This is a genomic window from Dyella sp. CR10, from assembly GCF_055814425.1.
This window is the reverse complement of sequence record NZ_CP185986.1, coordinates 3,604,326-3,624,635: the sequence shown is the minus strand read 5'-3', so window position 1 is coordinate 3,624,635 and position 20,310 is coordinate 3,604,326. Positions and strand designations below refer to the sequence as shown.

The 20,310-nt window shown below is 68.5% G+C and carries 22 protein-coding genes and 1 riboswitch; of the genes, 17 read left to right on the top strand and 5 right to left on the bottom strand.

Annotation, left to right across the window (positions count from 1 at the left end; genetic code table 11):
• Positions 1-36: 36 nt before the first annotated feature.
• The gene (gene ettA / locus ACNR9O_RS16380; RefSeq protein ID WP_473686919.1) at positions 37-1,698 is read right to left on the bottom strand and encodes an energy-dependent translational throttle protein EttA; all 1,662 of its coding nucleotides are present in this window, start codon (positions 1,696-1,698) and stop codon (positions 37-39) included.
• Positions 1,699-1,935: 237 nt separating this feature from the next.
• Here ettA and ACNR9O_RS16375 point away from each other — a divergent pair, with 237 nt between their 5' ends.
• A complete protein-coding gene (locus ACNR9O_RS16375; RefSeq protein ID WP_473686921.1) occupies positions 1,936-2,796 on the top strand; it encodes a DUF817 domain-containing protein in 861 nt (286 codons plus the stop codon).
• Here the strand turns inward: ACNR9O_RS16375 and ACNR9O_RS16370 are convergent, their stop codons facing one another.
• Positions 2,797-3,795, bottom strand: a complete 999-nt coding sequence (locus ACNR9O_RS16370) for an aldo/keto reductase (protein WP_473686923.1) — start codon at positions 3,793-3,795, stop codon at positions 2,797-2,799.
• Positions 3,796-3,989: 194 nt separating this feature from the next.
• On the opposite strand from ACNR9O_RS16370, the gene glyA reads away from it, so the two are divergent.
• From glyA to ACNR9O_RS16340, 6 genes are all read left to right on the top strand, one after another.
• Entirely contained in the window at positions 3,990-5,243 is a 1,254-nt protein-coding gene (gene glyA / locus ACNR9O_RS16365) for a serine hydroxymethyltransferase (protein WP_473686925.1), read from the top strand.
• Positions 5,244-5,353: 110 nt separating this feature from the next.
• Positions 5,354-5,869 carry a transcriptional regulator NrdR gene (gene nrdR / locus ACNR9O_RS16360; protein WP_473686927.1) on the top strand — a complete coding sequence of 172 codons (516 nt, stop codon included), beginning with the start codon at positions 5,354-5,356 and terminating at the stop codon, positions 5,867-5,869.
• 48 nt (positions 5,870-5,917) lie between these two features.
• Positions 5,918-6,658, top strand: a complete 741-nt coding sequence (locus tag ACNR9O_RS16355) for a hypothetical protein (protein WP_473686929.1) — start codon at positions 5,918-5,920, stop codon at positions 6,656-6,658.
• Positions 6,659-6,716: 58 nt separating this feature from the next.
• Positions 6,717-7,811: a bifunctional diaminohydroxyphosphoribosylaminopyrimidine deaminase/5-amino-6-(5-phosphoribosylamino)uracil reductase RibD gene (ribD, locus tag ACNR9O_RS16350; RefSeq protein WP_473686931.1), complete on the top strand. Its 1,095-nt coding sequence runs from the start codon at positions 6,717-6,719 to the stop codon at positions 7,809-7,811.
• A gap of 90 nt (positions 7,812-7,901) precedes the next feature.
• The gene (locus tag ACNR9O_RS16345; protein WP_473686933.1) at positions 7,902-8,744 is read left to right on the top strand and encodes a phytanoyl-CoA dioxygenase family protein; all 843 of its coding nucleotides are present in this window, start codon (positions 7,902-7,904) and stop codon (positions 8,742-8,744) included.
• Positions 8,741-9,763 carry a Gfo/Idh/MocA family protein gene (locus ACNR9O_RS16340; RefSeq protein WP_473686935.1) on the top strand — a complete coding sequence of 341 codons (1,023 nt, stop codon included), beginning with the start codon at positions 8,741-8,743 and terminating at the stop codon, positions 9,761-9,763. Before ACNR9O_RS16345 ends, ACNR9O_RS16340 begins: the two co-directional genes overlap by 4 nt.
• A 49-nt stretch (positions 9,764-9,812) precedes the next feature.
• Here ACNR9O_RS16340 and ACNR9O_RS16335 read toward each other — a convergent pair whose 3' ends face one another.
• Positions 9,813-10,823 (bottom strand): zinc-dependent alcohol dehydrogenase family protein, encoded by a 1,011-nt coding sequence (locus ACNR9O_RS16335; RefSeq protein ID WP_473686937.1) that lies wholly within the window; start codon positions 10,821-10,823, stop codon positions 9,813-9,815.
• Positions 10,824-10,913: 90 nt separating this feature from the next.
• On the opposite strand from ACNR9O_RS16335, the gene ACNR9O_RS16330 reads away from it, so the two are divergent.
• The 7 genes from ACNR9O_RS16330 (at position 10,914) to ACNR9O_RS16300 (ending at position 16,555) form a co-directional block, all read left to right on the top strand.
• A complete protein-coding gene (locus tag ACNR9O_RS16330; RefSeq protein ID WP_473686939.1) occupies positions 10,914-11,834 on the top strand; it encodes a LysR substrate-binding domain-containing protein in 921 nt (306 codons plus the stop codon).
• A gap of 78 nt (positions 11,835-11,912) precedes the next feature.
• A riboswitch (FMN riboswitch) is annotated at positions 11,913-12,113 on the top strand.
• Between the two features lie 130 nt (positions 12,114-12,243).
• Positions 12,244-12,888, top strand: a complete 645-nt coding sequence (locus tag ACNR9O_RS16325) for a riboflavin synthase (protein ID WP_473686941.1) — start codon at positions 12,244-12,246, stop codon at positions 12,886-12,888.
• Between the two features lie 45 nt (positions 12,889-12,933).
• A complete protein-coding gene (ribBA, locus tag ACNR9O_RS16320) occupies positions 12,934-14,025 on the top strand; it encodes a bifunctional 3,4-dihydroxy-2-butanone-4-phosphate synthase/GTP cyclohydrolase II (RefSeq protein ID WP_473686943.1) in 1,092 nt (363 codons plus the stop codon).
• Between the two features lie 84 nt (positions 14,026-14,109).
• A complete protein-coding gene (gene ldcA, locus ACNR9O_RS16315) occupies positions 14,110-15,069 on the top strand; it encodes a muramoyltetrapeptide carboxypeptidase (protein WP_473686945.1) in 960 nt (319 codons plus the stop codon).
• A gap of 45 nt (positions 15,070-15,114) precedes the next feature.
• Positions 15,115-15,579 (top strand): 6,7-dimethyl-8-ribityllumazine synthase, encoded by a 465-nt coding sequence (gene ribH, locus ACNR9O_RS16310; RefSeq protein WP_473686947.1) that lies wholly within the window; start codon positions 15,115-15,117, stop codon positions 15,577-15,579.
• Positions 15,576-16,022, top strand: coding sequence for a transcription antitermination factor NusB (nusB, locus tag ACNR9O_RS16305; RefSeq protein ID WP_473686949.1), 447 nt, complete (start codon positions 15,576-15,578; stop codon positions 16,020-16,022). The genes ribH and nusB overlap by 4 nt, the downstream gene beginning before the upstream one ends.
• Entirely contained in the window at positions 16,022-16,555 is a 534-nt protein-coding gene (locus tag ACNR9O_RS16300) for a GNAT family N-acetyltransferase (protein ID WP_473686951.1), read from the top strand. The genes nusB and ACNR9O_RS16300 overlap by 1 nt, the downstream gene beginning before the upstream one ends.
• Before the next feature lie 43 nt (positions 16,556-16,598).
• On the opposite strand, the gene ACNR9O_RS16295 is transcribed toward ACNR9O_RS16300, so the two are convergent.
• The gene (locus tag ACNR9O_RS16295) at positions 16,599-17,066 is read right to left on the bottom strand and encodes a nuclear transport factor 2 family protein (RefSeq protein ID WP_473686953.1); all 468 of its coding nucleotides are present in this window, start codon (positions 17,064-17,066) and stop codon (positions 16,599-16,601) included.
• 143 nt (positions 17,067-17,209) lie between these two features.
• Between ACNR9O_RS16295 and thiL the strand changes: the two genes are divergently transcribed.
• Both thiL and ACNR9O_RS16285 read left to right on the top strand, forming a co-directional pair.
• Positions 17,210-18,184, top strand: a complete 975-nt coding sequence (thiL, locus tag ACNR9O_RS16290; RefSeq protein ID WP_473686955.1) for a thiamine-phosphate kinase — start codon at positions 17,210-17,212, stop codon at positions 18,182-18,184.
• Positions 18,181-18,681 carry a phosphatidylglycerophosphatase A family protein gene (locus ACNR9O_RS16285; protein ID WP_473686957.1) on the top strand — a complete coding sequence of 167 codons (501 nt, stop codon included), beginning with the start codon at positions 18,181-18,183 and terminating at the stop codon, positions 18,679-18,681. Before thiL ends, ACNR9O_RS16285 begins: the two co-directional genes overlap by 4 nt.
• Before the next feature lie 3 nt (positions 18,682-18,684).
• On the opposite strand, the gene ACNR9O_RS16280 is transcribed toward ACNR9O_RS16285, so the two are convergent.
• Positions 18,685-19,155, bottom strand: coding sequence for a hotdog fold domain-containing protein (locus ACNR9O_RS16280; RefSeq protein WP_473686959.1), 471 nt, complete (start codon positions 19,153-19,155; stop codon positions 18,685-18,687).
• Positions 19,156-19,329: 174 nt separating this feature from the next.
• Between ACNR9O_RS16280 and ACNR9O_RS16275 the strand changes: the two genes are divergently transcribed.
• Positions 19,330-20,298 carry a potassium channel beta subunit family protein gene (locus tag ACNR9O_RS16275; RefSeq protein ID WP_473686961.1) on the top strand — a complete coding sequence of 323 codons (969 nt, stop codon included), beginning with the start codon at positions 19,330-19,332 and terminating at the stop codon, positions 20,296-20,298.
• Positions 20,299-20,310: the final 12 nt, after the last annotated feature.

Genomic DNA, 20,310 nt, shown 5'->3' with positions numbered 1-20,310 from the left:
AGGCCCTCTCCCCGAGGGGAGAGGGCGTTCGGGCGTTTACGCCAGCTTCTTGTACTTCACGCGATGCGGCTTCGCCGCCTCGTCGCCCAGGCGGCGCTTCTTGTCCGCTTCGTACTCGTTGTAGTTGCCAGGGAAGAACTCGACGTGCGAGTCGCCTTCGAACGCGATGATGTGCGTGGCGATGCGATCGAGGAACCAGCGGTCATGCGAGATCACCACGGCGCAGCCCGGGAATTCGAGCAGAGCGTCTTCCAGTGCGCGCAAGGTTTCCACGTCCAGGTCGTTGGACGGTTCGTCGAGCAGCAACACGTTGCCACCTTGCAGCAAGGTTTTGGCCATGTGCAGGCGGCCACGCTCGCCGCCCGACAGCTGGCCGACGATCTTCTGCTGGTCGGTGCCCTTGAAGTTGAAGCGGCCGATGTAGGCGCGCGACTGGATCTCGAAGTTGCCGATGGTGAGGATGTCCGAACCGCCAGACACTTCCTGCCACACGTTGTTCTTCGCATCGAGCGCGTCGCGGGACTGATCGACGTAGGCCAGCTTGACCGTGTGGCCCAGCTTCACCTCGCCCGAGTCCGGCTGCTCCTTGCCCATGATCATCCGCATGAACGTGGATTTGCCGGCGCCGTTCGGGCCGATCACGCCGACGATGGCGCCCGGCGGGATCTTGAACGACAGGTCGTCGATCAGCACGCGGTCGCCGAACGCTTTGCTGACGTTCTTGAACTCGATCACTTCCTGGCCCAGGCGCTCGCCCGGCGGAATGAAGATCTCATTCGTTTCGTTGCGGCGCTGGTATTCGACCGAGTTGAGCTCCTCGAAGCGGTTCAAGCGCGCCTTGCCCTTGGACTGGCGGCCCTTGGCGGCCGAGCGCACCCACTCCAGCTCCTTCTCGATCGCCTTCTGGCGCGACTTCTCCTGGCTGGCTTCCTGCTTGAGGCGAGCGTCCTTCTGCTCCAGCCACTCGGTGTAGTTGCCCTTCCACGGAATGCCGCGGCCGCGGTCCAGTTCGAGGATCCATTCGGCGGCGTTATCGAGGAAGTAGCGGTCATGGGTGACGGCCACCACCGTGCCGGGGTAGTTCTGCAGGAACTGCTCCAGCCAGTCCACCGACTCGGCGTCCAGATGGTTGGTCGGCTCGTCCAGCAGCAGCATGTCCGGCTTGGACAGCAGCAGGCGGCACAGCGCCACGCGGCGCTTCTCGCCGCCGGACAGCGGGCCGATCTTGGCGTCCCACGGCGGCAGGCGCAGCGCGTCGGCGGCCACTTCGAGCTGGCGCTCCAGCGCGTGGGCGTCGTTCACCGCCAGGATGTTCTCCAGCTCCTGCTGCTCGGCGGCCAGCTTGTCGAAGTCGGCGCCTTCCTCGGCATAGGCGGCGTAGACCTCTTCCAGACGCTTCTGCGCATCGAGCACTACGGAGACGCCTTCCTCGACCGCTTCGCGCACGGTCTTTTCCGGATCCAGCTGCGGCTCCTGCGCCAGGTAGCCGACCTTGATGCCGGGCTGCGGGCGGGCCTCGCCCTGAAAATCGGTGTCGACGCCGGCCATGATGCGCAGCACCGTGGACTTGCCCGCGCCGTTGAGGCCCAGCAGGCCGATCTTGGCGCCGGGGAAGAACGAGAGCGAGATGTCCTTGATGATCTGGCGCTTCGGGGGAACGATCTTGCTCACCCCGTTCATGGTGTAGATGTACTGCATGGAGCCTCCGGAGGCGTGCGCCGCCGACCCAGGGGGTGGGCGAGGACACTAGGGCGTTGGGTTAAACCCAAGATTATAGCGGGTCGGCGGGTCATCCCGGTGACGGCGCGGGCGGTCGCGGGGCGGTATCGGCCCGGGTATCCGCCGGTCGCCGCCTCACCGTAGCCATGCCTTGGAGCCGGCCGGCCAGTTGCGTACGTCAGGCTGCGCGCTCGCGATTTCAAGGAGAACGCAGCCATGGATTCCCTGGTTCCGATGCCGCCGCGCCAGCTGTGGCGCCTGGATGCGTGGGCGGACGACTGGGCGGCCGCGCGAGGCGCGTGGGCCCGCGCGCTGCACGAGTTCGTCTGCTTCGGTCTCAAGCAGGCCTGGGCCTGCCTGTTCGGCGGCGGCATGCTGGCCCTGTTGCTGCTGACCTGGGCGTTCTACCCAGGCAGCGCCTGGCTGGCGCGCTACGACTTCCTCACCCTGGCCGCGCTGGCGCTGCAGTGCCTGCTGCTGGGCCTGCGCCTGGAGACGCGTGAGGAAGCGCTGGTCATCCTGCTGTTCCACCTGATCGGCACGGCGATGGAAGTGTTCAAGACCGCGATGGGCTCGTGGGAATACCCGGAGCCTTCGCTGCTGCGCATCGGTGGCGTGCCGCTGTTCACCGGGTTCATGTACGCCGCGGTCGGCAGCTACATCGCGCGCGCCTGGCGGCTGTTCGATTTCCGCTTCTCGCGCCATCCATCCTTCGCGGCGACGGCGTGGCTGGCGCTGGCGATCTACGCCAACTTTTTCGCGCACCATTTTCTGCCGGACGCGCGCTGGCTGTTGTTCGTCGCGGTGGCCTTGCTGTTCGGCCCGACCTGGATCCACTTCCGCGTGCGCCACGAACACCGCCGCATGCCGCTGCTGCTGGGCTTCGTGCTGGTGGCCGCCTTCATCTGGCTGGCCGAAAACGTGGGCACCTTCGCCGCCGCGTGGCGCTATCCGGCGCAGCGGGACGGCTGGAGCGTCGTCCCGCTGAGCAAGCTCGGTTCCTGGCTGCTGCTGATGATCATCAGCTATGTGATGGTGTCGGCCGTCCACCGCGTGGACCGGCGCCGGCGCGACTAGTCAGCGCTCGCTGTCCAGCGAGCTCATGCCTTGCGCGCTGTAGCGGTCGCCCGCCACCGCGCCCTTGGGCACGGCCTGCTCGATCAGCGCCAGTTCCTCCGCGCCGAGACGCACGTTCAGGGCGTCAAGCGCCTCGCGCAGCCGGATGCGGGTGCGTGCGCCGACCAGCGGCACAATGTCGTCGCCGCGGGCCAATACCCAGGCGATGGCGATCTGGGCGACGCTGGCGCCATGCGCCTCGGCGAGCTCGCGCAACTGCTCCACCAGATCGAGGTTGTGGCGCAGGTTGTCGCCCTGGAAGCGCGGGCTGTGGCTGCGGAAATCCCGGGCACCGGTCTGGCGTGCCGTGTTCCAGTGTCCGCTGATCAGGCCGCGCGAAAGTACGCCATAGGCGGTGACGCCCACGCCCAGTTCGCGGCAGGCGGGCAGGATGACTTCCTCGATGCCGCGGCTGACCAGGGAGTATTCGATCTGCAAGTCGGCGACCGGCAGGACGGCGTTTGCGCGCCGGATGGTCGAGGCGCTCATCTCGGAAAGCCCCAGATGCCGTACATAACCGGCCTTGACCAAGTCGGCGATGGCGCCGACGGTGTCTTCGATCGGCACGGCCGGATCCAGCCGCGCCGGCCGGTAGATGTCCACGTAATCGGTGCGCAGGCGCTTGAGCGAATAGGCCAAGGCGGTCTTCACCGCGACCGGGCGCGCGTCGTAGCCGAGCCAGTCGCCGGCGGGGCCGCGCTGGGCGCCGAACTTCACGCTGAGCTGGTAACCGTCGCGCGGTCGGCCGCTCAGGGCCTCGCCGAGCAGCATCTCGTTGTGGCCCATGCCGTAGAAATCGCCGGTATCCAGCAGGGTGACGCCGGCGTCCAGCGCCGCGTGCACGGTGGCGATGCTTTCGCCGCGATCCGCGTCACCGTAGAAGTCCGGCGACATGCCCATGCAGCCGAGGCCGAGGGCGGAGACGCGCAGGGGCTGCTTGCCGAGGGAACGCTGTTGCATGGGCGGACTCCAGGGGGCGGAGAAGGTAGCCATGCTGCGCCCGGGCGAGGGCCCCGGCAAGCCGGGAAAACGGCGGTGGCCGATCGCCCGGATACGCGCCGGTATGCGGTTTTGCGGACCTGCGGCGGTGGCCCCCCAACCCCCCGGGCGCTACACTTTCCGGCTCTATCCCCCCGCTACCCGCAGAGGTCAGGATGTTTTCCAAGAACGAGACGATCGCCGGCTTCGACGATGAGCTGGCCAAGGCGATGGCCGACGAGGCGCGCCGCCAGGAAGACCACGTCGAGCTGATCGCCTCCGAAAACTACGCCAGCCCGCGTGTGCTCGAGGCGCAGGGCAGCGTGCTGACCAACAAGTACGCCGAAGGCTATCCGGGCAAGCGCTACTACGGCGGCTGCGAGTACGTGGACGTGGCCGAGCGCCTCGCCATCGATCGCCTGAAGGAGCTGTTCGGCGCCACCTACGCCAACGTGCAGCCGCACTCCGGCTCGCAGGCCAACCAGGCGGTGTACTTCGCGCTGCTCAATCCGGGCGACACCATCCTGGGCATGAGCCTGGCCCACGGTGGCCACCTCACGCACGGCGCCAAGGTCAATCTCTCCGGCAAGATCCTCAATGCCGTTCAGTACGGCGTGAACGACCAGGGCCTGGTCGACTACGACGAAGTCGAGCGCCTGGCCCTCGAGCACAAGCCGAAGATGATCGTGGCCGGCTTCAGCGCCTATTCGCAGGTGATGGACTGGGCGCGCTTCCGCGCCATCGCCGACAAGGTCGGCGCCTACCTGTTCGTGGACATGGCGCACGTCGCCGGCCTGATCGCCGCGGGCGTGTACCCCAGCCCGCTGCCGCACGCGCACGTGGTCACCTCCACCACGCACAAGACGCTGCGCGGTCCGCGCGGCGGCATCATCGTGGCCAAGGACGCCGGCGAAGAGATCGAGAAGAAGCTGCAGTCCATCGTGTTCCCCGGCATCCAGGGCGGCCCGCTGATGCACGTGATCGCCGCCAAGGCGGTGGCCTTCAAGGAAGCGCTGGATCCTTCCTTCAAGACCTACCAGCAGCAGGTGGTGAAGAACGCCAAGGCGATGGCCAAGACCTTCATCCAGCGCGGCTACAAGATCGTCTCCGGCGGCACCGAGAACCACCTCATGCTGGTGGACCTGATCGGTCGCGACGTCACCGGCAAGGATGCGGAAGAAGCGCTGGGCAAGGCGCACATCACGGTCAACAAGAACGCCGTGCCGAACGATCCGCGCAAGCCTTTCGTCACCTCCGGCCTGCGCATCGGCACGCCCGCCGTCACCACCCGCGGCTACCAGGAAGCGGACGTGATCGACCTGGCCGGCTGGATCTGCGACGTGCTGGATGCACCGAACGACGAAGCGGTGCTGGCCAAGGTGCGCGAGCAGGTCACCGCACAGTGCCGGAAGTACCCGGTCTACGGCTGAGGCCGAGGTCGGTCGAGGCCGCTCCCTTTGGGCTTCCTGCGCCTCGCTCCGGGGCGCAGGAGCCGGCGCCGGGTTGTACGGCGGCCCGACTGAACGTCTAATGGCGCCCCATGCATTGCCCCTTTTGTCAGCATGAAGACACCCGCGTGATCGATTCGCGACTGGCCGACGACGGCACCACGGTGCGGCGGCGGCGCGAATGCCCGCAATGCGGGGAGCGTTTCAACACGTACGAAACCGCGGAGCTGAAGCTGCCGGCGATCGTCAAGAGCGGCGAGCGGCGCGAGAGTTTCGACGAGCGCAAGCTGCGTGTCAGTTTCGAGCGCGCGCTGCAGAAGCGGCCGGTGGCCAGCGACGCGGTCGACGTGGCGGTGCGCACCATCGTCAACGACCTGCGCAAGAGCGGCGAGCGCGAAGTGCCGTCGCGGCAGATCGGCGAGCTGGTGATGCGCGAACTCAAGAAGCTCGATCAGGTCGCGTATGTGCGCTTCGCCTCCGTGTACCGTAAATTCGAGGACGTGCAGGCGTTCCGCGAAGAGATCGAGAAGCTCGAGCGCGATCTCCCCGGCCTGGAGAACCTGCAGTTGTCGCTGCTGGGCGAAGCGGGAGCCCGGCGCAAGAAATAACGAGGCGCGAGCAGGGTCGCCCGCCGCCAGCTTCCAAGGAGAGGAACCATGCGCGTTCACGCATTCTGGTCGAAGGCCGTCCCGGCCGCCCTGATGATTCTGTTCGCCACCGGCCACGCGGCCGCCATGGGCTGCGGCCCGGCGGACCCCGGGCTGGCCGGCCGCTACGTGCTCGACGGCGAGGAAATCGGCTCCGAGTTGCTGCTGCGGGCCGACGGCCGCTTCGAATACCTGCTCGCCTACGGTACGTCCGATGCGCGCGCGCACGGCTGCTGGCGCCGCCAGGACGGCCAGGTCGTGCTGGAGACGGCCCGCCTGCCGCTGGCCGGGCTGCGCCTGGTCAAGCGACGCTCGCTCGACGGCAGCAACAGTCCGGAAAGCATGCAGCCCGTGCCGCCGACGGACGCCGACGCGGGCGCCACCGGCGACACCGTCGTGGTGGCACTGACCCGCGCCCTGGCTGGCTCGCCGGTGTGGCTGGAGTACGCCGATGGCCATCGCGCGCGACAGCCCGCCGGCCCCGACGGCCGCGCGAGCTTCGCCCGCGCCGGCATGCCGGCGGTGCGCCGTATCGGCGTGGCCATGCCGGGCGAAGCCGCGCCGGCGCGCTGGTTCGATAACGAGGAAGATGGCCGGCGCCTGTTCCTCGTCGGCAGCGATGGCGCCAGCGAGGATCGCTATGCCGCATCGACGCCGGTATTCCGGCGCATGGAGCTGGAAGTGCTGGCCCCCGGCCGTCTCACCGCCCACCTGGGGCAGGGCGTCACCGGGCATTACGAACGGCGCTGAGCGAGCCGCGCCGGGCAGGCACCGATAGACTGTGCCGTCCCACCGCAAGAGGACGGCCATGACCGCCAGCTTTTCGCCCATCGACCACGCCCTGATGGCGCAGGCCCTGCGCCTGGCCGAGCGCGGGCTGTTCACCACACAGCCCAATCCGCGCGTGGGCTGCGTGATCGCGCATGGCGATCGCGTGGTGGGCGAAGGCTTTCATCCGCGCGCCGGCGAGCCGCATGCCGAAGTGTTTGCCCTGCGCGCCGCCGGCGAGCAGGCGCGCGGCGCGACCGCCTACGTCACGCTGGAGCCCTGCGCGCACTACGGCCGCACGCCGCCTTGCGCCGATGCGCTGGTCGCGGCCGGCGTGTCGCGGGTGGTGGTCGCCGCGGAGGATCCCTTCCCGCAAGTGGACGGGCGCGGCATCGGCAAGTTGCGCGACGCCGGCATCGAGGTGGCCTCCGGGCTGATGCGCGATGCAGCGCGCGAGCTCAATGTCGGTTTCTTCAGCCGTTTCGAGCGCGGTCGTCCGTGGGTGCGCGTGAAGCTGGCGATGAGCCTGGATGGCCGCACCGCGCTCGCCAATGGCGAATCCAAATGGATCACCGGCGAGGCCGCGCGCGCCGATGTGCAACGCTGGCGCGCGCGCAGTTCGGCGATTCTCACCGGCAGCGGCACGGTGCTGGCGGACGATCCGCAGCTGACCGTGCGCCTGCCTGCAGGCGAGGCCTTCGCGCCGCCGTTGCGCGTCGTGCTGGATCGCGCGCTGCGCACGCCAGCCGGCAGCCACGTACTGGACGATGCGGTACCCACGCTGCTGCTGCATGCTCCCGACGCAGCCGTGCCGGCGCATCTGGCGACCGTGGAGCGCGCCGTGGTGAAACCGGAACGCGACGGACTGGACCTGCGTGACGTATTGGCGATGCTCGCCGCGCGCGGTTGCAACGAGCTGCACGTGGAAGCCGGTCCCACGCTGTGCGGCGCACTGCTTGCGCAGGGGCTGGCGGACGAACTGCTGATCTATGTCGCCCCGCTGCTGCTGGGCGACAGCGCGCGGCCTTTGCTGCATCTGCCCGCGCTCGAGGACATGGGCGCGCGCTGGAACCTCAAGCTGATCGACCAGCGTCTGCTCGGCCAGGACCTGCGCCTGCGCCTGCGCCCGGCTTGAAGCACATTTGACCGCTCCAGAAGGGGCACCCAGAATCGCCGACCTGGCGCCGCGGGCGCCTGTCGTCAGAGAAGTGAAGGAGTGCGCGGCATGCTCACCGCAGCGGAGCGCGAACAGTTCCGTACCCAGGGTTACGTGATCCGCGATGCGCTCGATGCGGACGACGTCGCGCGCTATGCGGCCGGCGTGGAAGCCACGCGCGCCGAACGTGGCGAGCGCGGCCGCATGATGAACCTGCAGTTCCTGCAGCCCGGCAAGGAGGTGCGCGCGATCCAGGATGTGATCTGCCATCCGGCCTTGCGCGCCATCGCCGCCGATCTGCTCGGCGAGGACATCGTGATCGACGGCGCCTCGCTGTTCTGCGCGGACGCCGGCGTGGACTATCGCCAGGGCTGGCACCGTGACCTGATGCAGGTCCCGGACGATCAGATCGACCCGCACTGGTTCAGCGACGCGTACCACTACAACTACGTGCAGGTGAACATCCCGCTCACCCCGGACCCCTGCCTGTGGCTGGTGCCGGGCAGCCATCGCCGGCCGCTGGACGAGGCCGAGCGGCGCTTGTTCGGCGACGATCCGCGCATCGCGCCGGTCGATGCGCAGCCCGAGCTGGAGCAAGGCCTGCAACTGGTGCTGCAACCGGGGCAGGCAGTGTTCTACAACAACTACGCCGTGCACCGCGGCTACGGTGGCGTGCTGGCGCAGCCGCGCATCACCATCCACCTGGGCTTCCATTCGAAGCGGCATGCGCCGACCTGCCACTTCGGCGTGCTCGACCATCGCCAATACACGCCGGACTATCTGGCCAGTCTGGAGTCCGTCGTGCGCGCGGCGCTGGAAGACCATATCGCCGAGCGCGCGCGCCATCCGGAAGTGGACCAGTACCACGCTTGGCACCAGCAATTCATCCGCAAGGAATTCGAGATCCGATGAGCAGCGAAACGCAGGTCATCCGTTGGGGCATCATCGGTTGCGGCAACGTCACCGAGGTTAAGAGCGGCCCGGGGTTCCAGAAGGCGCCGCACTCTGCGCTGGTAGCGGTGATGCGCCGCGATGGCGACAAGGCGCGCGACTATGCGCAGCGCCATGGGGTGCCACGGTGGTATGACGATGCGGCTGCGCTGATCGCCGATCCGGAGGTGGATGCGGTCTATGTGGCCACGCCGCCGTCCACGCACAAGCAGTACGCGCTGATGAGCATCGCCGCCGGCAAGCCGGTGTACGTGGAAAAGCCGATGGCGCTGGACCACGCTGAATGCGAGGCGATCCTGCGCGCGGGACGCGAAGCGGGCGTGGCGGTCTTCGTGGCGTATTACCGCCGCATGCTGCCGCGCTTCCACAAAGTGCGCGAGCTGCTGTTCGACGAGCGCGTCATCGGCGCGCCGCGCATCGTCAACAGCGTGCTCTACGAACCGCACCATCCGCGCTATCACGACCGCCAGAATCTGCCTTGGCACGTGGTGCCCGCGATCTCCGGCGGCGGCGTGTTCATGGACATCGGCTGCCACACGCTGGACATCCTCGACTGGCTGTTCGGGCCGATCGTGTCGGCCGAAGGGCGTGCCGGCAATCAGCTGGGCGCCTATCCGCCGGAGGACACGGTGGCGATGTCCTTCGCCTTCGACAGCGGCGTGCTCGGCACGGGCCTGTGGAACTTCGACAGCTACAAGCACCACGACTGCATCGAAGTGATCGGCGATCGCGGCAGCATGCGCTTTGCGACGTTCGGCGACGGGCCGATCGTGGTGGAGACGAAGGATGGCCTGCGCGAGCACCGCGTGGCCAATCCCGCACATATCCAGCAGCCGCTGATCGAGACCATCGTGCGCGAGCTGCGCGGCGAAAAGGGCGTCTGTCCGTCGACCGCCGAGAGCGGCGCGCGCACCAGCTGGGTAATGGACCAGGTGCTGCGCGCGTACCGACGAAAGACGGGGCAGGTGATCGGCGAGTAACGCGCTCGGCTGCGCGTCATTCCGGCCTGCGCCGGAATGACCCTCGGCTTCACTTCGTGAAATCGATGCCGATCTTGCCGAAGTGCTTGCCGGCGGCGAGCTGCTCGAACGCCTCATGCAGTTCGCCAAAGCCGTAGACCGCATCCAGCACCGGTGCCAGCCGGATCGCTTCCAGCGCTTCGACCATGCGCTCGTGTTCCTCGAGCGAGGCGACGGAAATGCCTTGCAGATGCACGCGCTTTAGGATCGCCGACACCAAGGGAAATGAAGCCTCGCGTCCGCCCATGAATCCTACGATGCCGATGAAGCCGTGCATCGCCGTCGCCTCCACCGATTGCGCGAAGGTCGAAGCGCCGACCGTTTCGACCACCACGTCCACGCCGCGTCCGCCATTCGCTTCACGCACCGCCGCGCTCCATTCGGGCAGCTTTGCGTAGTTGACGCCGATATCGGCGCCCAGGGCCTTGGCGCGTGCCAGCTTCTCATCGCTGGACGACAGCAGGATCACTTTCGCGCCGCGCGCTTTCGCCAGCTGCAGGGCGAACAGCGACACGCCGCCCGTACCCAGCAACAGCACGCTCTGACCGGTGGTGAGGCGGGCCTGTTCCAGCGCAGTCCACGCGGTGAGCGCGGCGATCGGAAGTGTGGCGGCCTGCAAGGCAGTCATGTGCGATGGCGCACGCGCCAGCGCATAAGCGTCATAGCAAGCCAGCTCGCGCATCGCGCCGGGCCCCGGACCGCCGAGGTCGGCGCTTTCCCACTCGGGGCGCATCGCGCCGGCGAGCCAGCGCGCCTTGTAGAACGTGGTGACGCGGTCGCCGGGCTTGAAGCGGGTGACGCCGTCGCCGACCTCCAGCACCGTGCCGGCGCCATCGGAGACCGGCACCATCGGCAGCGGCACGTCACGGTACAGCTGGCCGTTGAGCATCAGATGATCGCGGAAGTTGAGCGAGGCCGCTTCCATCTTCACCAGCACCTGCCCGGGGCCGGGGCGCGGCGCGGGCTGGTCGGTGAGGGTGAGGCCGGAGAGGCCGAAAGCGGAGAGCTGATAGGTGCGCATGGCGATGCCTCGACGGGGAAGATGGCACCATGGTGACCTTCGCGTCGAAAGGTGATAATCCATCGATATCGCACATCTTTTGTTCGCGCTATGAATCAATCGTTCGAGCTCACCCCGAACCGCCTGCGCGAGCTGCGCGGCTTCGCCATCGCGGCGCGGCGGCTCAACTTCTCCCGCGCCGCGCATGAGGCCGGCTGCACGCCATCGGTACTGAGCCGGCGCATCGCTTCGCTGGAAGCGGCCGTCGGCGGCAAGCTGTTCCTGCGCACCACGCGCCGCATGACGCTGACGCCGCGCGGCGAGCAACTGCTGGCACATTGCGAGCGGCTGGATGCGGTGATGCTCGACCTGGCCGCGGACCTGCGGCCGCGCAGCGGTGATCCGGCCGGACGCTTGTGCCTGAATCTGCCAGCCTCCTATGGCCGCCTGCGCGTCGCGCCGCTGCTGGCGCGTTTCATGGCCAGGCATCCGCGCATCCGCATCGAGGCGGTGTACGACGATGCGTATGCCGACCTGGTCGCCGGCCGCATCGATCTGGCCGTGCGCGTGGGCCGGCTGGCCGATGCGCAGCTGGTGGCACGGCGCGTCGACGGCATGCGCCGCTATCTGTGCGCATCGCCTTCGTATCTCGCCGCGGCGCCCGCGCTGACGGATCCCGCGGAACTGAAGGCGCAGCGCTGCGTCGCGTTCAGCGGCCTGCGCACGGGGACGCTGTGGCAATTCAGCCAGGGGCGCCGCCGGCGTTCGGTACGAATCGATCCGGTGCTCACTTGCAACGACTCCGTAGCGACGCGCGAAGCGCTGCTGGCCGGCGTCGGCATCGGCATCCAGGGTGATTACATGGCCGATGCCCTGGTCGCGCGCGGCAAGCTGGTCAGGGTGCTGCCGGAGTGGGAGATAAGCACCTCGCCGATCCAGCTGGTCTGGTTGCCGGGCGCGGATCGGGCGCCGGCGCTGCGTGCCTTGATCGACTATCTGGCGGCCGGGCTCGCACGACCGGCGGCGCCGTAGGCGGACACAGCGTGCGCGCCGGGAAACGCCTGCCGGTGCTAGACTCCCGCGGCCGGGGCAACCCGGCGAACACCACAACGACGTCTTCAGGGCGGGGTGCGATTCCCCACCGGCGGTAGGTGAAGGAGGCCCGCAAGGGCGTACGACACGAGCCCGCGAGCGCTTCCTCCCCCAGGGGGAAGGTCAGCAGATCCGGTCCGATGCCGGAGCCGACGGTCGGAAGCCTTCGCGCGATTGGGCGAGGGGACTTCCGGAAAGTCCGGATGAGAGAAGACGGTATGGCGGACGCCTTCGCGGGCGTGCGCCTGCCATGCGCCTTGGGGCGTTTTTCGCAGACTCATCGACGCGGGAAACGTTTCATGTCTCACACAATTCGTTCCACCGCCGCCTCCGCGCAGGAGGTGCGCTGATGTTCACCGGGATCATCCAGAGCGTGGGCCGCATCGCGCGGCTCGAACCGCGCGGCGGCGACGTGCGCCTGTACGTCGATACCGCCGATCTCGACCTCGCCGACGTCCAGCTGGGCGACAGCATCGCCGTCTCCGGCGTCTGCCTCACCGCAGTGACCCTGGAGCCGCGCGGCTTCAGCGCCGACGTCTCCAACGAAACGTTGTCGCTCACCACGCTGGGCAAGCACAAGGCGGGCGATCCGGTGAACCTGGAAAAGGCATTGCGCCTGGCCGACCGTCTCGGCGGGCACCTGGTTTCCGGGCACGTCGACGGCGTGGGCAAAGTGGTGTCGATCACGCCGGACGGGCGCTCGCTGCGCTGGGTATTCGAGGCACCGGCCAACTTGGCGCGCTACATCGCGGCCAAGGGCTCGATCTGCATCGACGGCACCAGCCTGACGGTCAACGAAGTCAACGGCCATCAGTTCGGCGTGAACCTGATTCCGCATACGGTCGAGCACACCGCCTTCCAGGCACGGCGCCCGGGCGATGCGGTGAACCTGGAAGTGGACGTGGTGGCGCGCTACATCGAGCGGCTGATCGGCAGCGGCGAAGGCTCGCCGCGGCTGGATGCGGATTTCCTCAAGCGTCACGGTTTCGCCTGATATTTCGCGCCGCCCCTCGATGGCGGCGCTTTCCAAGGAATCCCCATGAGCTTCAACACCATCCCCGAGATCCTCGAAGACATCCGCGCCGGCCGCATGGTCGTGATCCTCGACGACGAGGACCGCGAGAACGAAGGCGATCTGATCATGGCCGCGCAGATGGTGCGGCCGGAGGACATCAACTTCATGGTGCGCGAGGCGCGCGGCCTGGTGTGCCTCACGCTCACCGAGCAGCGCACGCGCCAGCTCGGCCTGCGCCCGATGGTCAGCGACAACACGTCGCCCTACCAGACCAACTTCACCGTCTCGATCGAAGCGGCCGAAGGCGTCACCACCGGCATCTCGGCGCATGACCGCGCGCGCACCATCCAGGTGGCGGTGAAATCGGATGCCAAGCCGCAGGATCTGTCCCAGCCCGGCCATATCTTTCCGCTCACCGCGCAGCCCGGCGGCGTGCTTACCCGCGCCGGCCACACCGAGGCGGGCTGCGACCTGGCCGCGCTGGCCGGCCTGGAGCCGTCCGCGGTGCTGATCGAAATCCTGCACGAAGACGGCTCGATGGCGCGCCGCCCCGAGCTGGAAGTGTTCGCGCGCAAGCATGGCCTGAAGATCGGCACGATCGCCGACCTGATCCGCTACCGCCTCGAGACCGAGAAGACCATCGAGCGCGTGCACGAGGAGCAGGTGGAGACGGAGTTCGGTCCGTTCCAGCTGGTGGCCTATCGCGACGCCATCCGTCGCGGCCTGCACTTCGCGCTGGTGCGCGGCAAGGTGGACGACGGCGCGCCGGTGCTGACGCGCGTGCACGTGCGCAACACGCTGTCCGACGTGCTGCATCTGCAACGCGACGACCTGGGCCTGACCGTCACCGCCGCGCTGCGCCGCATCGCCGACGAAAACCGCGGCGTGCTGCTGGTGCTCTCCGGCGAAGACACGCCCGAAGCGCTGCTGCGCCGTCTCAACCGCCAGCCCGCGACACAGGCGCCGGAGGAAGCGCAGCAGCAGGAATGGCGCCAGCTCGGCCTGGGCGCCCAGATGCTCGTTGACCTCGGCGTGCAGCGGCTGCGCGTGCTCGGCACGCCGCGCAAGCTGGTGGGCCTGGGCGGATTCGGGCTCGAAGTGGCCGAGTACGTGTGAGCAGACCAGCGCCCGTGCGCCGCCACCCGGCGGCCACGGCGCGCCGGGCATACTCGACGCTCGCCTCCTGCTGCCAGACCACTCATGACCCGCATCCGCCTGATCGCTCCCTCCGGCTATCCCCATGACCGCGCCGCGATGAAACGCGCGATTGCACGCCTGCATGCTGCCGGTTGCACGCTGGAAGGGCAGAACGTGCTCGAGCGTGCCGAACTGCGCTACGCCGGTTCCGACGAACAGCGCGCCGCCGATTTGAACGCGCTGGCCAGCGCGGACCATCTGCCGGACATCGCCCTGGCTATTCGTGGCGGCTACGGCGCCACGCGGTTGCTGGAGCTCCTCGATTACGGCGCTCTGCGCGAGCGCCTGGCCGATACCGCCACGCTGCTGGTCGGGCACAGCGACTTCACCGCGATCCAGCTGGCGCTCTATGCGCAAAGCGGCCTGATCACCTTTGGCGGCCCGATGCTGGGCGCGGATTTCGGTGCGCCGGAACTGCACCCGCTGATGTGGGAGCACTTCTGGAGCACCGTCGAGGCGCCGCAATCCACCGCGATCTGGACGACGCCGACCGAAGGCGAGCTGGACGTGGAAGGGCCGCTGTGGGGCGGCAATCTCGCCGTGCTGTGCAGCCTGATCGGCACGGCTTACTTCCCGCGTATCGACGGCGGCATCCTGTTCGTCGAAGACGTGGGCGAGCCGCCGTACCGCATCGAACGCCTGCTGTACCAGCTGCACCTGTCCGGCGTGCTGGACCGGCAGCGGGCGCTGGTGCTGGGCCATTTCAGCCAGTGCCGGCCGGCAGCCTACGACAACGGCTACGACCTCGGCGCCGCGTTCGAGCAGATCGGCCGCACGGCTCGGGTGCCGGTGGTGCGCGGTCTGCCGTTCGGCCACGAGCCGGACAAGTTCACCTTGCCGTTCGGTGCCGCGGCCCGCCTGCGCGTGGCCGGCGGCGAGGCCACCCTGTCTTTCGGCGGTTATCCCCACCTGGCCGGGGCCGCGTCCCGGCCCGATCCGGGCACGCTGCCGCAAATCCCGTAAAATGACCGGCCCACACGGGCCGTACGCCCCAGGAAACGCATACCCATGAACATCATCGAAGGCGATTTCTCCACGCCCAAGGGCCGCTTCGCCATCGTCGCCGGCCGTTTCAACGGCTTCGTCGTCGAGGCGCTGGTAGCCGGCGCGCGCGACGCGCTGGTGCGCCACGGCGTACAGGACGAGGCGATCGACCTGATCCGCGTGCCCGGCGCGTGGGAAATCGCCCTGGCCGGACACAAGGCGGCCAACTCCGGCAAGTACGCGGCGGTGATCGCGCTCGGCGCGGTGATCCGTGGCTCGACCCCGCATTTCGACTTCGTGGCCGGTGAATGCGCCAAGGGCCTGGCCCAGTCGGCTTACGGCTCTGGCGTGCCGGTGTCCTTCGGCGTACTGACCACCGACAATATCGAGCAGGCCATCGAGCGCTCCGGCACCAAGGCCGGCAACAAGGGCGCCGACGCCGCCATCGCGGCGCTGGAAATGGTCAACCTCTACGGGAAGCTGGGATGAACCAGCGCACCGACGGCATCGACCTGGCCGCGCGCTCGCGCGCCCGCCGCCGCGCGCTGCAGGCGCTCTACGCCTGGCAGCTCAGCGGCAGCCATATGAAGGCGGTCATCGAGCAGTTCCGCCATGAGCAGGACATGGAAGTGGCCGACCAGGAGTACTTCGAGGATCTGCTCTACGGCGTGGAGCGCAACGTCCAGGCCATCGACGAAAGCCTCAAGCCCTATGTCGACCGCGAGATCGAGCAAATCGACCCGATCGAGCGCGCCGCGCTGCGCCTGGCCGGGTACGAGCTCAAGTACCGTCCGGACGTGCCCTACCGCGTGATCATCAACGAGGCGATCGAAGTGACCAAGCGCTTCGGCGCCGATCACGGCCACAGCTACGTCAACGGCGTGCTGGACAAGCTGGCCGCCCAGCTGCGCGCGGTGGAGAAGAAGTACTGATGACAGCAGCGCCGGCCCCTGACGTGCCGGTGCTGGAGACCGCGCGGCTGCGGCTGCGCGCGCATCGGCCTGAAGACCATCCCGCCTGTGCCGCGTTGTGGTCCGATCCGGACGTGACGCGCTTCCTCGGCGGGCGTGCGTTCTCCAGCGAGGAAACCTGGCGGCGCATGCTGTCATGGCGTGGCCTGTGGAGCATGCTGGGCTACGGTTACTGGGCCGTGGAAGAGAAAGACGGCGGCCGCTACGTCGGCGACATCGGCTTCGCCGATTTCCGGCGCGAACTCGATCCGTCGCTGGGGGGCATGCTGGAGTTCGGCTGGATCCTGTCCTCGGCCGTGCATGGCCGGGGCTATGCGAGCGAGGCGGTGGCGGCGGCGACCGCGTGGGCATCCGCCGAGCTGCCGCACATGCGCGCCGTGTGCATCATCGCGCCGGCGAATCTCGCCTCCATCCGCGTGGCAGAGAAGGCCGGCTTCCGCGAATGGCAGCGCAGCACCTATCACGGCGAGCCGACGATCGTCTTCGCGCGCTGACGCGAACATCCGCGGGTCGGGCGGTGCCCGGCCCGCCTCCAGATCACTTGGCCTGACCGCACTCCTTGCGCTGGTTATCCCCGATCCCCGCGATCAGCCATTTGCCGTCGCGCTTCACCAAGTGCGCGATATCGGTGCCGCAATGATCGACCTTGCCGTCGATCAGGAACTCGTAAGGCGTCCAGATCACCGCGACATCATTGTCGATGCGCACCAGCGGATCGTGGATACGCTCCTCCAGCTTCTGCGTGCCCGTGGCGGGAATACGCTCGATGAATGCATCGAAATGCAGCTGATTGATCTTGTCGTCGCGCTTGAGCGTGATCATGCCGCCGGGCAGCAGGGCGGCGCGCATCATCTCGTGGTCGCGCTTGCCGATGCCGTCGAGCAGGGCCTGGAACGGCGCGAGCACCGCTTGTTCTTCGGGCGTGGCCGCCTGCAATGGCGCGGCGGCCAGCACGGCGCAGGCGGGGAGCAGGGCGCGCAACAGCAAGGATCGGCGGGCGTGCATGGGCGGATCTCCTCAGGCTGTGATCGGCCGGATTCTAGCGATGTGGCCAGTGGCCGCCTGCATGACCACCGGCAGGGGCGGCGCTTGCGCGAAGCGAATGCGGATGCTCTGCTTGCCGCGTTTTTCGACGTAGCAGGTACTGCATGGAATTCCGCCTGATCGACCGCATCCGCGAGCGCACCGCGCAGGGGCGCGACGACGTACGCCTGGGCATCGGCGACGACGCCGCGGTGCTGGCCGTGCCGGAGGGGCAGGAACTGGCCGTGGCGATCGACACCATGGTCGAGGGCGTGCACTTCCTGCGCGATACGGCACCGGCGGATCTGGGCTGGAAAGCGCTGGCGGTGAACCTGTCCGACCTCGCCGCGATGGGCGCCACGCCGGCGTGGGCCCTGCTGGCACTGACCATGCCGCGCGGCGGCGCGGCGGATGCGCAGCGGCATTTCGTCGAGGCCTTCGCCGAAGGCTTTGCGCAGCTGGCGCAGCCGCATCGGCTGGCGCTGGTCGGCGGCGATACCACCAGCGGTCCGCTGGCCATCAGCGTGGCGGTGCATGGTTTCGTGCCGCCCGGCAAGGCTTTGCGCCGAGATGGCGCGAAGCCCGGCGATGTGGTGATGGTCACCGGCACGCTCGGTGATGCGGCCGCGGGCTTGTACCTGTTGCAGCACGGCGGCGCGGAGGGTGCCCAGGCGGCCGGGCTGGTGGAGCGGCTGCATCGCCCGATGCCGCGCGTGGCCGCCGGGCTGGCGCTGCGCGAGCGGGCCAGTGCGTGCCTGGACGTGTCGGACGGCCTGGTCGCCGATCTCGGCCATATCTGCACGGCCAGCGGCGTCGGCGCGGAGATCGAAAGCGCGCTGCTGCCGCGTTCGCCCGCGCTGCTGGCGTTGTTCGACGACGCCACGGCGCGCGATTTCGCCCTGGGTGGCGGCGACGACTACGAGCTGTGCTTCACCGTGCCCGCCGCGCGCGCGGCGGAGGTGCAGGCTGATCTCGCGCGCCTGGGCTGCGGTGCCACGCGGATCGGCCGCATCGTGGAAGGCGAGGGTGTACACGTACGCGGCGACGATGGCGCCTGGCTGGAAGCGACGCCCGCGGGCTGGGATCATTTCGCCGCATGAGCGACAAGAAGATCCTCACCGGCGAGCAGCGCCGCATTCTTACCTCCTCCGTGGCCGGCTGGATCGCCTGCGGTTTCGGGTCCGGCCTGGCGCCCAAGGCGCAGGGCACGTTCGGTTCGCTGGCCGCGTTGCTGCCGTGGCTGTTGCTGCGGCAGCTGCCGTTGCCGCTGTACCTGCTGGCGATCGCGCTGGCCTTCGTGCTCGGCGTGTGGGCCTGCACCGTCGCCGGCCGCGCGCTGGGCGTGGACGATCACCGCAGCCTGGTGTGGGACGAATTCGTCGGGCAGTGGATCGCGCTGCTGCCGGCCTTGCTCGCGCCGTGGTGGGCGGTGGCCGTCGGCTTCGTGCTGTTCCGCCTGTTCGACGTGGCCAAGCCCTGGCCGATCAGCTGGCTGGACCGGCGCCTCAAGGGCGGCCTGGGCGTCATGGTCGACGATGTCGTGGCCGGCGTGTTCGCCGCGATCGTGCTCGGCGTCGGACTGATGTGGCTGCGTTGAGCGTCAGCGCCTGGGGCTGACCCACATGGTGATCGTTGCGCGGAACACCGCTTCGCCGCTGGCGTCGGTCACCGTCACCCGCACCGGGTAGTCGGCCGCTTCGGCGCCAACCTCAGGCAGCAGCGGCTCGGCGACGCCGACCACATCCGTGGTGGCCTTCTTCAGGTACTCCACCGTCATGCCTTTGGGAATCCAGCGATGCGTCGGCGGGATGGTCACTTCGGTCATGGTGCCGCCGGCCAGTTCGGCGAGATTGCACATCGCGATCGCATGCACCGTGCCGATATGGTTGAGCACCGCGCGGCGCTTGGCGAAGCGGATGCGGCAAAGGCCGGGGCGCAGTTCCTCGAAGCGCGGGCGGATGCTGCCGAAGTAGGGCGCCTTCAGGCAGATCAGGCGCGAGAACAGCCAGGCGCCGGCCGGAAGCCGGGAAAGTTTCCGCCACGTGGCGAGGGCGCCGCGGGAATTGCTCATGGACAGGCCTGTTCGCGGGAAGGGTCGGCGTAGTGTCCAGGGTGCGGCCGTGCGGTCAAGACCGCTTGCCGTGTGATGGGGCCGCTCACCTGAAACATTCTTCATGCCGCGCCCATGGACGATGGCCGGGCGCTCTTGGCATGCTCGCGCGATTCCATTCCGCGGGAGATCCCCATGCAATATCGTCGGCTCGGCAAGAGCGGCCTGCAGCTTTCCGCGCTGTCCTTCGGCGCCTGGGTCACCTTCGGCCAGCAGGTCGGCCGTTCGCTCGCGCGCGACATGCTCGCCATGGCGCACGATCGCGGCGTGAATTTCTTCGACAACGCCGAGGTGTACAACCACGGTGTCGCCGAGACGCTGATGGGCGACGTGCTGGCGGACCTGCGTTTTCCGCGCGACAGCTACTGCGTATCCAGCAAGGTGTATTTCGGCGCGCGCCAGGACCCGCTGCCGACGCAGCGCGGCCTGTCGCGCAAGCATGTGCTCGAAGCCTGCCACCAGGCGCTGCAGCGCCTGCGCGTGGAGCACCTGGACCTGTACTTCTGCCATCGCCCCGACCCGGATACGCCGGTGGAGGAAACCGTCGCTGCGATGGACACGCTGGTGCGCCAGGGCAAGGTGCTGTACTGGGGCACCAGCGAATGGCCGGCCGCGCTGATCGCCGAAGCGCATCGCGTGGCGCGGGACAACCATATGTACGCACCGAGCATGGAACAGCCCGAGTACAACCTGCTGCACCGCGAGCGTGTGGAAAAGGAATACGCCTCGCTGTACCGCGACTTCGGCATGGGCACCACGATCTGGTCGCCGCTGGCCTCTGGCCTGCTGACCGGCAAGTACAACGACGGCGTACCCGATGGCGCGCGCCTTGCGCAGCCGGGCTACGAATGGCTGCGCAAGGCGGTGCTGGAGGAGGGCGGCGAGCGCATTGCCAAGGTGCGCCGGCTCGCCCCGATCGCGGCGGAGCTGGGCGCGAGCCAGGCGCAGCTCGCGGTGGCCTGGTGTCTGGTCAACCCGCAGGTGTCCACAGTGATGCTGGGCGCGAGCCGGCTGGAGCAACTGGAGCACAACCTCGACGCGCTGGAGCTGCTGCCACAGCTGACGCCGGAGGTGGTGGCGCGGATCGAGCAGGCGGTGGCCTGAGGCAGGCCCACC